Source organism: Ohtaekwangia sp. (assembly GCF_036786105.1).
Taxonomy (GTDB): domain Bacteria; phylum Bacteroidota; class Bacteroidia; order Cytophagales; family Cyclobacteriaceae; genus Ohtaekwangia.
Map to the genome: position 1 here is coordinate 27,719 of NZ_DAIQRQ010000048.1, position 14,295 is coordinate 42,013.

General features: G+C 46.2%; 13 protein-coding genes. 3 read left to right on the top strand and 10 right to left on the bottom strand.

Annotated elements, in window-relative coordinates; all coding sequences use genetic code 11:
- Positions 1-371 precede the first annotated feature (371 nt).
- Positions 372-2,888 (top strand): phosphocholine-specific phospholipase C, encoded by a 2,517-nt coding sequence (locus V7Q33_RS17355; RefSeq protein ID WP_333820631.1) that lies wholly within the window; start codon positions 372-374, stop codon positions 2,886-2,888.
- A gap of 344 nt (positions 2,889-3,232) precedes the next feature.
- On the opposite strand, the gene V7Q33_RS17360 is transcribed toward V7Q33_RS17355, so the two are convergent.
- The 4 genes from V7Q33_RS17360 to V7Q33_RS17375 all read right to left on the bottom strand — a co-directional run bounded on the left by V7Q33_RS17360 (position 3,233) and on the right by V7Q33_RS17375 (position 6,409).
- Complete coding sequence (locus V7Q33_RS17360) at positions 3,233-4,147, bottom strand: DUF6268 family outer membrane beta-barrel protein (RefSeq protein ID WP_331977318.1); 915 nt, start codon at positions 4,145-4,147, stop codon at positions 3,233-3,235.
- A 116-nt stretch (positions 4,148-4,263) separates the two neighbouring features.
- Entirely contained in the window at positions 4,264-4,995 is a 732-nt protein-coding gene (locus V7Q33_RS17365) for an SDR family NAD(P)-dependent oxidoreductase (RefSeq protein WP_333820632.1), read from the bottom strand.
- A gap of 6 nt (positions 4,996-5,001) precedes the next feature.
- On the bottom strand, positions 5,002-5,394 hold the full coding sequence (locus V7Q33_RS17370; protein ID WP_333820633.1) for a hypothetical protein: 393 nt from the start codon (positions 5,392-5,394) through the stop codon (positions 5,002-5,004).
- A gap of 139 nt (positions 5,395-5,533) precedes the next feature.
- Positions 5,534-6,409, bottom strand: a complete 876-nt coding sequence (locus V7Q33_RS17375) for a sulfurtransferase (protein WP_333820634.1) — start codon at positions 6,407-6,409, stop codon at positions 5,534-5,536.
- Between the two features lie 145 nt (positions 6,410-6,554).
- Here V7Q33_RS17375 and V7Q33_RS17380 point away from each other — a divergent pair, with 145 nt between their 5' ends.
- Positions 6,555-7,529 (top strand): GlxA family transcriptional regulator, encoded by a 975-nt coding sequence (locus tag V7Q33_RS17380; RefSeq protein WP_333820635.1) that lies wholly within the window; start codon positions 6,555-6,557, stop codon positions 7,527-7,529.
- 425 nt (positions 7,530-7,954) lie between these two features.
- On the opposite strand, the gene V7Q33_RS17385 is transcribed toward V7Q33_RS17380, so the two are convergent.
- The 5 genes from V7Q33_RS17385 to V7Q33_RS17405 all read right to left on the bottom strand — a co-directional run bounded on the left by V7Q33_RS17385 (position 7,955) and on the right by V7Q33_RS17405 (position 11,648).
- Entirely contained in the window at positions 7,955-8,869 is a 915-nt protein-coding gene (locus V7Q33_RS17385) for a patatin-like phospholipase family protein (RefSeq protein ID WP_333820636.1), read from the bottom strand.
- A gap of 14 nt (positions 8,870-8,883) precedes the next feature.
- A complete protein-coding gene (locus tag V7Q33_RS17390) occupies positions 8,884-9,714 on the bottom strand; it encodes a hypothetical protein (RefSeq protein ID WP_333820637.1) in 831 nt (276 codons plus the stop codon).
- 60 nt (positions 9,715-9,774) lie between these two features.
- The gene (locus V7Q33_RS17395; protein WP_333820638.1) at positions 9,775-10,125 is read right to left on the bottom strand and encodes a response regulator; all 351 of its coding nucleotides are present in this window, start codon (positions 10,123-10,125) and stop codon (positions 9,775-9,777) included.
- A gap of 185 nt (positions 10,126-10,310) precedes the next feature.
- Positions 10,311-10,676 (bottom strand): DUF983 domain-containing protein, encoded by a 366-nt coding sequence (locus V7Q33_RS17400; protein ID WP_333820639.1) that lies wholly within the window; start codon positions 10,674-10,676, stop codon positions 10,311-10,313.
- A gap of 81 nt (positions 10,677-10,757) precedes the next feature.
- A complete protein-coding gene (locus V7Q33_RS17405; protein ID WP_331977335.1) occupies positions 10,758-11,648 on the bottom strand; it encodes a helix-turn-helix domain-containing protein in 891 nt (296 codons plus the stop codon).
- 744 nt (positions 11,649-12,392) lie between these two features.
- Here V7Q33_RS17405 and V7Q33_RS17410 point away from each other — a divergent pair.
- Positions 12,393-12,752: a TerB family tellurite resistance protein gene (locus V7Q33_RS17410; RefSeq protein ID WP_331977337.1), complete on the top strand. Its 360-nt coding sequence runs from the start codon at positions 12,393-12,395 to the stop codon at positions 12,750-12,752.
- 298 nt (positions 12,753-13,050) lie between these two features.
- Here the strand turns inward: V7Q33_RS17410 and purT are convergent.
- A partial coding sequence (purT, locus tag V7Q33_RS17415) for a formate-dependent phosphoribosylglycinamide formyltransferase (RefSeq protein ID WP_333820640.1) occupies positions 13,051-14,295 on the bottom strand: 1,245 nt, incomplete at its 5' end.

Genomic DNA, 14,295 nt, shown 5'->3' on the forward strand with positions numbered 1-14,295 from the left:
TTACAATTTGACCAGGCGGGACTTTCTACGTCTCGTGTTTTGGCTGCTTTTCGCGTGCAGCGAATCTGCAAATATAATGAACTGTTCACGTTGAATAAATCTTTTCACGAGAGGCTGTTCTATCACATGAATTGCTAATGGATAAGGTGTTGATTACATGGAGATTGAGAATTGGAAGATTAGAAGATTGAAAGATTACAAGATTTGAAAACCGGGAGATCGTTAATGATGCCGCCTTTAATCTTTCAATTTTTCAATCTTTCAATTTTCCAATCTTCGATCTTCCAATTTCATTAGTCTCATTATCAAATTTTTAAATCAGCCAACCGGTAGCAGCTGTAACGGGAGATTACTATACTTTAGCTATGATTATGGATTCACGCAGAGAATTTTTGAAAAAGGCTGCTATGCTCTCGGGAGCAGCGGGACTTTCCAGCGCACTACCTCCTTCTATACAACGTGCGCTCGCCATTAACCCTGCTGTGGGCAGCACCTTTCTGGATGCTGAACACGTGGTGATATTAATGCAGGAGAACCGTTCGTTTGATCACTGCTACGGATCGCTGCAGGGTGTGCGCGGCTTCAACGACCCGCGCGCCATTCGTCTTCCCAACAAGAACAAGGTCTGGTTGCAGACCAATGAAAATGGTGAGACGTTCGCTCCTTTCCGGCTCAACATAAAAGATACAAAAGCAACCTGGATGGGTTCGCTGCCTCATAGCTGGGCCGACCAGGTTGATGCGCGCAACGGTGGACTTCACAACCAATGGTTGCTCGCCAAAAAATCCGGTCATCCGGATTACACCAATATGCCTTTGACATTGGGATACTATAATCGCGAGGATTTACCTTTCTATTATTCATTGGCAGATGCGTTTACGGTATGCGATCAAAACTTCTGCTCTTCACTGACAGGCACAACACCGAACCGTTTATACTTATGGACAGGTACAATCCGCGATGAACAGAATGCTGGGGCGCAGGCACGTGTACGCAATGCCGAAACGGATTATGATGTACCAGCGCACTGGAAAACTTTTCCTGAACGACTGGAAGACAACGGCATCTCCTGGAAGATATACCAGAACGAGATCAGTATAGGCGTAGGATTTAACGGAGAAGAAGATGCATGGCTCGCAAACTTTACGGATAACCCGATCGAGTGGTTCACGCAATACAATGTGCGCTTCCTGCCGGCGTACATGAAATTCCTGCCTACGAAAATTATGCTGCTGACCGAGAACATTAAAGAACTGGAAGCAAAGATTGCATCGCTTCCCACGGGCAGCGATGAACTCACGAAAGCCCGGAAAGAACTGACACAACGGAAGGGCTGGCTGCTAACCACCATCGAAGAACAAAAGGTTTGGACACCAGACAACTATGCAAAGCTGTCGCAGCGCGACAAGAATCTGCATGAGAAGGCATTTACTACCAATGTAAACGATCCGGATTATCATTCACTCGCATCGCTCACCTATCAGGACGGACCCCAAACACGCGAAGTAAAGATTCCAAAGGGAGATATACTCTACCAGTTCCGTGACGATGTAAAGCATGGTAAACTTCCAACCGTATCGTGGCTGGTAGCACCGGAGAATTTTTCCGATCATCCCGGTGCTCCGTGGTATGGCGCGTGGTATGTATCCGAAGCCATGGATATACTCACCAGTAATCCGGAAGTATGGAAGAAAACGATCTTTATACTTTGCTATGATGAAAACGATGGTTATTACGATCACATTCCTCCTTTTGTGCCACCGCATCCCGCTAAACCCGATAGTGGTTTTGTATCGAAAGGTATAGATACCGGAGTGGAATATGTAATGATGGAACAAGACCTGAAGCGCCAACCGAAGGAAGAAGCCAGAGAAAGTTCCATCGGACTGGGATATCGTGTGCCGCTGGTGATTGCTTCACCGTGGAGCCGTGGCGGTGTGGTCAATTCGCAGGTATTCGATCACACCTCTATACTCCAGTTCCTCGAAAAATTCCTGAGTCATAAAACCGGCAAGAAGATTGAAGAAACAAACATCAGCAGCTGGCGCAGAACTATATGCGGTGATCTTACCTCGGTGTTTAAACCCTATAGCGGAGAAACAATTTCATTGCCTGTGTTCCTTGAAAAAGAGGCAGTCATTGAAAGTATACACAAAGCTAAATTCAGAAAAGACCCTTCCGGATATAAAGCATTAACCGCCGAAGAAATAGCTACGATTAATCAGAAGCCACACGATTCTATACACATGCCACAGCAGGAGAAAGGTATGCGTGCTTCCAATGCGCTTCCTTACGAACTTTATAGCCACGGGCAGCTGAGTGCAGATAAGCGCTCATTCCAGATACAACTGGAGGCCAGAAATGAAATCTTTGGTAAACGTGCTGCCGGCTCGCCATTTCATGTGTATAGTAATAATTCTTTAAAAAAACCGAGATCGTATGCTGTGCGCGCCGGCGATCGGCTGGCCGATGCCTGGTTGCTGGACGATTTTGCAGACCATCAATATCACGTATCGGTTTATGGACCGAATGGATTCTTTCGCGAGTTCACAGGCAATGGCAACGATCCGATGGTAGATGTGTTCTGCGGCTATGAGAAGAAAGGCAAAACACCAACAGGGAATATAGAACTGAAAGTTGCCAACAGAGGATCGAAAGCCTATACAGTGGAAATTCATCACCATGCGTACGATGGCAGGCATCAAAGTAAATCGGTTATGGTGAAAGGACATGTTGTCTTTATACTGGATACTACCTCAAGCCATAACTGGTATGACTTCAGTGTAACTATAAAAGATATATCGAATTTCGCCAAGCGCTTTGCCGGACGGGTGGAAACGGGTAAAGATGGATATACCGATCCTGCGATCGGCCAGACGATGGCCTGATGAATTGGTTGTAGATACGAGTATAAATAAAAAAGCCCTTGCGTGCTTTCGCTCACAAGGGCAAAAAACCATCACCCTAAAACACCCCTCTACAAGGTGACCCTCTATCCGTTTGATGGTTTATTACTTTTTACCGGACCATTACAATGAAAAAATAGCTTGTGACTGATATCTCAAAATCACTTTCTCAATTGTCTTGCTATATTACGAAACAGGAACGCATGAATTGTGCTGCCGCGGCTGATCATAGATATACAGCCCGAATGTATAGACAAAGGATGCCAAAACGTAAATAAAACCGGGCGGCTAAAAATCAGGAACCCGGACATATCCGGTATGATCATTTATATGTGGGGCGGTCGTACATATACTTCCAGCGTAAATACGGCGCCTGAATTTTTTATCGCATAAATATCCGAAGGAAGCGTGCAGGAAAGATTCTGACGGTATCCACCAAAGACCTCTGCCCCCATCATCTTGCTGAATTGCTTGTTATAAGTCACACCAAAGTCGATCTCTGTTCTGCGAATGGGGCTCGAATCACTGTCACTATACCGGATGTAATAGCTTCTTGACATCGCCTCGGCCTTGAAATATAGTATATCGGTTGAAGTGATGTTATTTCTCCAGGCAACCTTCTGTGGCAGCGATATCTCTACGCCACTACGTTTGGAAAAATTATAGTTCATTAACAGCACGGGCATAAATGTATAGGAATTGAACAACCGGTTGCCTACAACACCCGCACCAACTTCTTTGCGCAGTGATTTGCGTTTCAGGTAGAGCGCACAAACTGTAAAATTATATGGAACCCGATTATCGCCTATGGCATTGAGGTTGCTGCATTGGTTAGCATGTAAATTGGTAACGATCCACGATGAAGTGTCCAACACCGCTATGGTTTTCAGATCGATGCCCAGGGAGCGCAGATTCCAGTTAGCGAGCGCACGCAGCGGATTTTCTCCTGTTCCATGAAATGCCAGCTGTTCTGTTCTATATTGAGGTCCGGCAATGACAGTCACACGCGATCCCATATATACCGGCAACCATACTTTAAAGTATATATCTTCCTGTGTATAATTTTTTGTTTTGGAAGAATTTCCCGCGCGAAAGATGCGATCGGGTGCCTGTGTATGTTTGAGAGTAATCCACTTGGCAGGAGCCATGCCGGGCAAGCCGGGTTTATATTCCTGCGCCTGCACACTTGCCGTTGCGAAAATATATACCAGACCAATTACAGTAACAGCTAACAGTTTCATATTTCTGTCTTTAAATGACAGTGTAAAATAACTGAATAGTCTGCGGGTGATTTCAGCGTTCTGATTGGATTCCTGTAAGCGTGTAATAATTCATGCATTACGGAATCAAAAACTGCTCAAGGTAGTTTCGCAACGAGTCGTTCCGGTAGCAGGCGAAGTATATGATAGATGATTTTCCATTTGAAGCCCGGCACAATGGTAAACGAACTTCCGGGATGCACAACAGACCGGGCGATAAATATAGGTTCCAACATAAGTGACTCGGGCAGGTTAAGTCCCGCGGTCATCTTGCTGCGAATGTACCCGGCTACAATCACGTTAACGGCAACACCTCGCGCAAAGAGAAGCTGCCGAAGACCGGCGAGATATTGTGTAAAAGCAGATTTCGTGCTGCCGTAAATAAAATTACTCTTCCGGCCCCGCACACCCGAGAGCGAAGAGAGCCCGACAATACGTTCAAGGTTTCGATTGTCTTTATCTGTAGCAACAATATTCAGAATAGAAACCGCACCGCAATAATGTACCTTCATCATCTGAAAGGCTCCATTCCAATCGGCCATTGCATCTTCGTTATTTTTGAGGAAGCCTGCTGCATATACAACAACGTGTGGCTTAACAGGCAACGCCCGGTAAAAGGCTTCATGACTATCAAAAGCAGTAACATCAAAATATTGTACAGTCACCTGCGCTTCGGGTAGTCTGCGAGCTGTCATGAACTGCTTTAACTGGTCTACGCTGCGGGAAGCAGCAATAACGTGATATCCTTTAGCTATGTATAACGCCAGCGCTTCTTTTGCTACATCTGAATTTGCACCTAGTATTAAAACGGTCTTTCGGGTTAATGTCATTTCTGTTTACAGATTACCGGTTGCCATATCTTTCAATGTTAAGCAATTTCTGCGAGCGTAAAAATCGGTGTCGCTGAATTTCTCATACTGCAGTGCATACGCCCGCACATCCTGCGATTTGCTGAGCACGGTAATCATATAGAGTATCTTTGCCTTGTTCTCTTTCTGTTCTTCGAATACCGGCACGGCAGCTTGTGCCGTTTCACTCCAGTCAACATCAAAGAGGCGCGTATAGAGCTTGCTTACGTGTAGCGCTTTATAGGTAGAGTCGTTCCAGCTAAAATTATACAGGCTGGTCTGCCAGAAGTAAAAAGCATTTTTATCAGAGCGGTCCGTTGGCTGATGCGTATTACAACAGAAAAGCAGTACGCTTACGAGGGCAATATATAGTCTGGGCATGAGGGCGCGAATCAGGCTTGCTGATTATAAAACGCCAAGATATATTCTTATTTTAAAATAGTGCGCTTTTTTTTCGGAAAGCTAAAAGCAGAAAAGTAGTGGCAACCAAACTTTAAACTTTCAGCTTTCCGCTTAAAAACTATTGCTCCTTCTTCGTCACTTCCATCGGCAGTTCAGGTATGCGGGTCCACTCCTGCAGGGAGCCATCGTAGAGTTTCATTTTATAGCCGAGTATACGGCCTGCCATATATACCACGCTGGCAGTCTGGCCGATAAAACAATATGCCACAATCTCTTTATCCTTACCGGCCACAGGCGTAAAGTAGCCCTGCAGCGTTTCAGCAGGCTTGAACATGTTGGCATCATCGATCATATCCGGGTAGGGTATATTTTTAGCACCGGGTATATGGCCATCGCGGGGTAAACCGGTAGGTTCGCCATCGTAGTATTTCTGCATGCGTGCATCTACAATTACCTGGTTATTGGCTTGCATGGCTTGTTGCACATATACTTTATCCACCAGCAGGTCGGATAGCTTTGCTTTAAAATTACCTTTTTTGGCAATGGTAACACGATCTGTTACCGGGTAACCTTCCTTCTTCCAGGCATCGAGACCGCCGTTGAGCCACAGCACACGGCCTTTCAACCCGAGGTCTTCCAGCGTAAGGAACATACGGGCGGCCACACTTACTTCATTGCGAACATGGCAAAGTACGACTCTTGAATTACCTGATACTCCCATCTTCTGCAGCAACTCCGTGGCTGCTGCGGGGTCAGGCGCGTTGAAGCTTCCCTCCGGTGAATCCGGTGCCAGCCAACCTGGCCAGAGAAATTGTGAACCTGTTATATGTTCACGCTCATAATCCAGGCGAAGATATCCCACCTGCAAAATCACGAGGTCTGGATCATTTATATGTTCTTTCAGCCAGCCTGCTGTTACCAGAATAGATTCTTCTGCGTGCGCTGCCATCGCTGCGATGACCGATAACAGGAGGAATAAGATTCTCTTTTTCATAAATACATGAATTTAATGATTGGCTTTATTTGTCATTTATAGGGTGATCGGTGCAGACGTCAAAAGCTTTTTGCTAAATTAATCCGAAATAGAAAGGCTGCTTACACGATGGCCCGAAATGTCCCCTGTTTGACTCTTATACCCAATGCGAAACCAATATACGATCTGCTTTCTTTTATTACCGAAAGTCCACCTGATGGACCTGGCAGGACCTGCGCAGGTGTTCTATGAAGCTTCCCATCTGGGATCATCGCGTTATACAATCACCTACTGCAGTGCACAACGCAATGTATTATCAGAGCAGGGATTGATGTTCAGTCAGGTAAAACTCCCGGACGAGGTTGACCTTATGCCAGGCGACTATATCGTTATACCGGGCATCGACTTCAAATCCTTTGTTGCCGGTGAACTGGACAGCCATATCAGAATCATTCGCCCCTGGCTTAAACGGAAACTATCCGAAGGTATACATATTGCTACCATCTGCAGCGGCTCATTAATATTGGCGGAAGCCGGATTGCTGGATGGTCGCAAATGTACTTCACACTGGAAATGCATTGAGTATATGCAGCAGCACTACCCTGCCCTACAGGTGCTGAGCGACCGGCTCTACGTACAGGATGGCGCTATTTATACCAGCGCGGGCATGACCTCCGGCATCGACATGTCGCTGGCAATATTGGAGAATCATCATGGCCCGATGGTGCCGGCCCGGGTAGCACGCGAGATGGTGGTATATGCCCGCAGAAATAACACCGACAACCAGGAAAGTATATATCTTGACTACCGAACACATTTCAATCCTGCCATACACCGCATACAGGATTATATCGTTTCCAACCCGTCCAAAAATCCAAGCCTGGAAGAACTGGCTTCGGTTGGTAATACCAGCACGCGTAACCTGACGCGTGCTTTCCGGAAAGCCACCGGCCATACGGTTATCGAATACAAGAACACGGTAAAGATCGCATTGGCAAAAACACTCGTTCACAACGCTGGGTATACACTCGACCAGGTGGCAAGCCTCTGTGGCTTTGAAAGTGTTCGCCACTTCAGACGGGTCTGGAGCAAACACAACGCTACCTCACCTGGCATAGCTAAGAAGATGAAAGCATTGTGATATACTTTAGCCGACTGCTACTGAACATGAATGGCTGGATAAGAACAATTACCATTCAATATACTCTGGTAATTTCAGTAAATTTCCCAATCGCAAACTGGTCTGATCTTTTGAATGTTAAAGCGTGAACACCGTAAACGAATAGCCTGTAATTTCAATTTCATATTGGACGATCGCGGTTGCTGCATTGATTACATTGGTAATTGCATGGCTTACCATCAGCATCAAAGCAAGACATGCATCTTGGGTCAACCCGATAAAGTCGCAGCGAAGCGAATAGGCTGAATGAGGGCATTGACTTTGTGCAACTACCTGATTTATCAGCAATCATTTCAGAACGCTATCGCCCAGGATTCAAAGTTTAAAGTTCAAGGCTTGAGCGTTGAACCTTTAACTTTGAACCTTTAAACTTTGAACGTTGAACTTCAAACTATACGATTCCCGCGCATCACCATTCCTAAGATGTTGCGTGCACGAAGTTGACCTTGCGTCATCCAGCCGGCCATTGCCTGGCGGTTGAATCGAAGCCCGGTGGGATTCTCCGGATCGAGATCGGACGTGGGCTCTACTACATGAAATGTTTTCCCGTTTGTATGGCAATAATCCTGTAACACTTTCATGTCATTCTCGCGCACGTCCTGTATAAAGATGGTGATGGCACGAAGTATAGTGCTGAGTACATCGGTATAGGGATTTGCTGCTGCGAACAATGTACCGGGGTTATTGCTCAACACAAAGATTTCATCCGGTGCCAGATCGACTACCACGTGTGTAGGAATGACTTCGCGGTTGCCACCATCTACAAATTGCTCCTGACCAATGGTAACGGGCGGAAGGAATCCTGCCTGTGAACTGCTGGCCAATAAGGCAAGCACAAGCTCATCGCGCGAACGAACCTGTTGTACCTTGTAGGCTCCGCTGGCGGGCACCGGAAGTACCTTGTTACTAAACACGGTAGGTATACCGGTCTGCAGACTAATCGCCGTAAGGCATAATGTAGTTGCATCCGGGCTACTCAGGGCATTGAATACATCGGGTGTAATATGTTTGCTGATGAGGTCGCGGAGCGGTTCGGTATCAAAGAGGAAGGGCCTGTTACCTAACAGGTTGTTCACTATATTTTGTTTTGTTAATATACTATCATTGTCAACGTTGGTATATTCATTCCGAAGCACATCCAGTTTGCCTACTGCCACCAGGGCTGCGATGAGGGAGCCCGTGCTGGTGCCACTGATAATATCAAAGCGGCTGATGCCTATAGAAGCCATGTGTGTAAGTGCACCGATGGTAAAGGCGCCCTTTGCTCCCCCACCGCTGGTAATTAAAGCAAACCTGGACATATCGTATTTAAATTTTATTTTTTCTGAAAGCGATAGAACAATCCTGTTAACAGCTGCGCGCTGCGCACCTCACTTTGTCGCTGGTATAATACCTGCACGCCGAATTTATAGAGCTCCAACCCGACTCCACCGCCTACAATATATACATCGCCTATATTTCCATCGGCTATCAGTTTAATGTTGCCAATGCTGGCCAGTTTATTACCGATATCTTTCAACCTGAACTCAACGCGTGGGTTGGCAAGGAGGTATGCCTTTGTATCCTGGTAATATATACTGGGTCCGGCCATTACCCGCCAGCGTCCGCCGGAAGCATGACCGTGTTTACAAAATGTATACGACAACAACACCCGGCCAGCCAATGCATAGGCCTCGGTTGATTTACCCGGATCGGCAACCCCCTGGCTAAGATCGAGGTGTACACCAAAACCTTTGGCAAATTCCGGTGATGTAAATTCACTGGGCAGCAATACAGTAGAAAGATAGGCATACCAGCTTATGCAATCTTCATCAGCAACACTGGGATCTACTTCGATAAACCGCTGGCTGAAGCAATCGAGCCAGGTACGATCACCTGCGCTGATCTTTTGTATTTTCAGAATGATTGCACGCAACTGCGCATAGCCCACCCGGTATTGAGTCTTGTAATTTTCAAGTGCTGCCTTGCGCTCGTCAATACCGGATGGCAGCGTACCGAAATCATTCAGAAGTCGTTTCAGTGAAATGATATACGCATCGATGGCTGCCTTGCAGTCGGCACGATTGCAACAGGGTTCCTGTGCGTGCATACGTGTGGCAACGCAAGTGAACATCACCAGCATATATAGCGGCAGAGCATATTTCATATACGAAACGATCTTCTGGTAAAGGTATATCCTGTAACTGTGCAGGTTAGCGAGCTGCACTTAACCAAGTTCCATGCAACTCCTGAATTTCTCCAGCGTGAGCGGCTTGTCTATAATTCCCTGGAAGCCATCCTTTTTCAGCGTATCACGCTCCCTGGAGTCAATGTAATTGGTTAAGAGAAAAGCCTTGAACACGGGGCCTCTTATGGCAATCAATTCGCGGAGCAATTGGTTACCCAGCTTTCCCTTGTTGAGGTAATAATCAATGAGCACAACATCAAAATGATTTTCTTTGGCCCAGCGTATGGCCTGTTCATCGGAAGTAACACCTGTAATATCGTACTCAAGGCTTAACAGTCGCTGGGCGATAAACACATCCAGTTCTTCATCGTCTATCAGAAGGATTTTCATAGGTCTGGTACGACAGTTTCCTGTCTGTGATTTTCAATCGTTAAGGTAAAACAACGATCGAAAATAAAAGAACTTTTTTATTCCGATTTTTTGTGCATAGTACATTTTTACCATTTTATATAGTTAAAATTACTATACTGCAAAACGGATGCTATAGTGAAGTGTGTTGGTGGCAACCACAGGGGTTACCGTGTTTTATAAGATATAAAAAGGTTAATCCATGCAGCGCGTGATATACGGAAGTTAAGTGGTAAAATAACGACTGCCCCCAGCACCATATACAGCACGTACGTCCACGTATCAGGGTTCGTTGTATAGCGCAGCAACAGGTATACAAGTACAAAGACGGCAACCTGTATGGCATAACTGAAATACATGGCTCCAAAATAGTATGACGGTTCCTGTATAAAATCCAATCCACATACGGGGCAGTTCTTGTTCATATCCGCAAACCGGGGGCTCCAAACCGGGTGACTGAACATATTACCTTCGTGGCAACGCGGGCATTTCTGGCAGAGCACACTATATAATTTTTCACCTTTCCTGATCATAAATTTTCAGCGTTTATTTCTACTTCAAAAAACGCTGCTGTACGCTAAAAAGTTAGAGCACAAATTATCGTTTCTATAGCACTATTTATGGATATGCTCGCGAAACTGTTCTGGGGTAATGCCCGCATTCTTTTTAAAGAACCGGATGAAATAGGAAGGCTCAGAAAAGTTCAGTCGGTCAGACACCTGGCTTACCGTAAGATCAGAGTATGCGAAGAAACGTTTCGCTTCCAGCATGATGCGTTCCTGCACCAGGTCGCCCAGTGTTTTGCCCAACAACTGCTTGCAGATGGAGTTCAGGTAAGAAGCCGAAAGATTCATTAACGCAGCGTATTCGTGAGGCTGTTTTAATTTTATAAAATGCTGATCGATCAGCTCTTCGAGGTTGCGTAGCCGTATCGTTGTGGCATGCGATTCTTCTGTTCTCACCTCTGCGTGGTAGTAGCGGGCCAGCTTCAGCAACACCACATCGAGGTAGCTGCGGATCAACGCCAGGGATGGTTCGGCAGAGGCCTCATATTCTTTCAGCATCTCGCGAATCACCAGGTCAATCACCGGGTCCTGCCCTTTCTTCAACGGAATGTAGGGATGTGGATTGACGGAGCGAAAAAACGGAAACTCCAGCAGGTGCTTTTCATTTTTGCCCAGCTGATAAAACTCCGGAACGAAGAAGAATATAAATCCGTCAGTGCCCGGCTTAAGCTTCCATGAATGAACCTGCCCCGGAGTCATTACAAAAAAACTGCACGACTTCACCGGATAGGTTACAAAGTCGATGGTATGTTCGCCACCGCCCTTGGTAATGTAGAGGACGAGGTAAAAATCATGACGGTGCGGCCGACTCACCATTTCGTGTTTCTGCAAATGCAGCGCCAACGTCTCTATATAGAAAGCATGCTCTTTCGCTTTGGGGCTAAAAGTATCCAGGCAATATACCGGTGCTTCTGATTTCGTTTTAGTGCGTTGCGACATGAGCCAAAAACTCAATGCATAGTTCTTCTGTCAGCATCACATTTGCAACAGATCAGAGGGAAAAATAGCTGCTGGTTGCTGGCCGCCAGCTGCTGGAGGAGTGTGAGTGGGGATGGATACGTTGACTTCGTCATTCGTTGATCCGTGTTCCTTGTTTGATATTTTGAAATAGCTGGGCTGCTGGCGGTCTGGAGCTTGGTCTCATCCCTTCCCTTCTCCAACGGGAGAAGGACAGCGGATTTTTTTTGTTTTTATTTTTACTCTGGAAGCTAGCGACTGTACACCGGATAAGTTTCTACTAATCAATGCATCACTATAGCACTGTCATCCAGTGGCTCGAAGCCAGGGGCTAGCAGCTTGCTTCGAGTTCGCCTCATCCCTTCCCTTCTCCAACGGGAGAAGGACAGCGGATTTTTTTTGTTTTTATTTTTACTCTGGAAGCTAGCGACTGTACACCGGATAAGTTTCTACTAATCAATGCATCACTATAGCACTGTCATCCAGTGGCTCGAAGCCAGGGGCTAGCAGCTTGCTTCGAGTTCGCCTCATCCCTTCCCTTCTCCAACGGGAGAAGGACAGCGGATTTTTTTGTTTTTATTTTTACTCTGGAAGCTAGCGACTGTACACCCGATACATTTCTACTAGTCAATACATCACTATAGCACCATCATTCAGTGGCTCGAAGCTAGCAGCTAGCAGCTATTTCCTTGTGACTCAAAAAAAATATTTATCTTTATCCCCACTATGATTGACTCTACCAAACTAGAACACTTCCGTAATCTTGTTTCCCTGATAACTGTAGATGGTAAAATTGAAGAAGTGGAACGCGTAGCGCTTTTCAAGATTGCGTATACGCTGGATATACCGCTCGATCGTTTTAACCTGATGCTCGAACGCGGACATGAATATAGATTCCTCATTCCGCAGAACACGCACGACCGCGAGAAGCAATTACAGGATATGATCGAGATTGCACACATCGATGGAGACTTCGCCCCTGCTGAATTAGAACTGATCAACATGGTTGGTGAAAAACTAGGCTTCAGTCCTGAGGAGATACAGCAGATCATACAAACGTATTCCCCAAAACTTGAAATCCGTTAATCGTTAATCGGCGTTCCTTGTTCAATATTTTTTAAATAGCTGTAAGCAGCTGGCTGCCAGCTGCTAGAAGAGTGTGAGCGGAAATGGGTGTGTAGATTTCGTCATTTGTTCTGTGGGAAATAACCTGGAGAGTCAGTCTATTAATGGATAACCTGTAGCGGTTAGCCATCGGGATGTGGGAACAAAATGCATTTATTCCCACGGAACTCACAGAATAACACAGATCGTTTAGGGTAATCGTTAAAATATACTCTTCCTGATAACGATTAACGGGTAACGATTAACGGATAACGTGTACCTAATAACAGGTAACAGCGATACTCTCCGCTACCTTGTTCGCTTTTGTGCGTGCTTCTTCTATCGTGGTGGCACGTGCCAGGCATACGCCCATGCGTCTTTCGCCTTTTACTTCCGGTTTGCCAAAGAGGCGGAGTTGTGTATCGGGTTCGGCAAGTGCTTTTTCGAAGCCTTTAAACGTTATGTTCTTGGATTCTCCACGCACCAGTATCACGGAAGATGCGGAGGGGCCCAGCTGACGAATTACAGGGATGGGTAACCCCAGGATAGCACGAACGTGCAACGCGAACTCTGAAAGATCCTGCGAAATCATCGTTACCATGCCGGTATCATGCGGACGGGGCGATACTTCGCTGAAATATACTATATCGCCTTTCACAAAAAATTCAACACCAAATATACCGTAGCCGCCCAAAGCGTTTACAATACGTTGCGCGATTGACTTTGCATCATCAAGAGCTTTCGTGGTCATGGGATGAGGTTGCCACGATTCCCGGTAATCGCCATGCTCCTGGCGGTGACCGATCGGCTCGCAGTACGACACTCCCTCTTTATGACGGATGGTTAATAACGTGATCTCATAATCAAAATCAACAAATCCCTCAACGATCACGCTGCCACTACCACTGCGACTTCCCTCTTGTGCATATTGCCACGCGTATGCTATATCACTTTCCGATTTCACAACGCTCTGCCCTTTACCGGAGGAACTCATGATCGGCTTTACCACGCACGGAACTCCGATGGCTTTTACCGCGGCAGTAAACTCTTCCTGTGTATTGGCAAATTTATAGGGCGATGTTTTTACCTGCAGCGTTTCTGCGGCCAACGTGCGTATACCTTCCCGGTTCATGGTCAGGCGTGCAGCAGTCGCGGTGGGCACTACGCGAAATCCCTCCTGCTCCAGTTCTACCAGCGTAGCCGTGGCAATAGCTTCCACTTCGGGAACAATATAGTCGGGCTTTTCTTTTTCAATCAACTGGCGAAGGGCTGCGCCATCCAGCATCGAAATAGTATAAGAACGATGGGCCACCTGCATGGCAGGTGCATGCTCATAACGGTCTACCGCAATCACTTCCACACCGTAGCGCTGAAATTCAATCACCACTTCCTTGCCAAGCTCACCCGAGCCCAGCAACATAACTTTAACTGCAGACGAGGTTAACGGTGTGCCTATAACAAGTGTATCATCAGAAGAAGTTTGCATAGATGTGCCTATGTTTATATAGCGCACAAGATAAATACA

Bases quoted from the DNA above. Each gene is read 5' to 3' on its own strand.
- V7Q33_RS17360 (WP_331977318.1), bottom strand. From the start codon at position 4,147: ATGAAACTGTTAGCTGTTACTGTAATTGGTCTGGTATATATTTTCGCA.
- V7Q33_RS17410 (WP_331977337.1), top strand. From the start codon at position 12,393: ATGATTGACTCTACCAAACTAGAACACTTCCGTAATCTTGTTTCCCTG.
- V7Q33_RS17355 (WP_333820631.1), top strand. From the start codon at position 372: ATGGATTCACGCAGAGAATTTTTGAAAAAGGCTGCTATGCTCTCGGGA.
- V7Q33_RS17390 (WP_333820637.1), bottom strand. From the start codon at position 9,714: ATGAAATATGCTCTGCCGCTATATATGCTGGTGATGTTCACTTGCGTT.
- V7Q33_RS17385 (WP_333820636.1), bottom strand. From the start codon at position 8,869: ATGTCCAGGTTTGCTTTAATTACCAGCGGTGGGGGAGCAAAGGGCGCC.
- V7Q33_RS17400 (WP_333820639.1), bottom strand. From the start codon at position 10,676: ATGATCAGGAAAGGTGAAAAATTATATAGTGTGCTCTGCCAGAAATGC.
- V7Q33_RS17405 (WP_331977335.1), bottom strand. From the start codon at position 11,648: ATGTCGCAACGCACTAAAACGAAATCAGAAGCACCGGTATATTGCCTG.
- V7Q33_RS17380 (WP_333820635.1), top strand. From the start codon at position 6,555: ATGCGAAACCAATATACGATCTGCTTTCTTTTATTACCGAAAGTCCAC.
- V7Q33_RS17365 (WP_333820632.1), bottom strand. From the start codon at position 4,995: ATGACATTAACCCGAAAGACCGTTTTAATACTAGGTGCAAATTCAGAT.
- V7Q33_RS17375 (WP_333820634.1), bottom strand. From the start codon at position 6,409: ATGAAAAAGAGAATCTTATTCCTCCTGTTATCGGTCATCGCAGCGATG.
- V7Q33_RS17395 (WP_333820638.1), bottom strand. From the start codon at position 10,125: ATGAAAATCCTTCTGATAGACGATGAAGAACTGGATGTGTTTATCGCC.
- V7Q33_RS17370 (WP_333820633.1), bottom strand. From the start codon at position 5,394: ATGCCCAGACTATATATTGCCCTCGTAAGCGTACTGCTTTTCTGTTGT.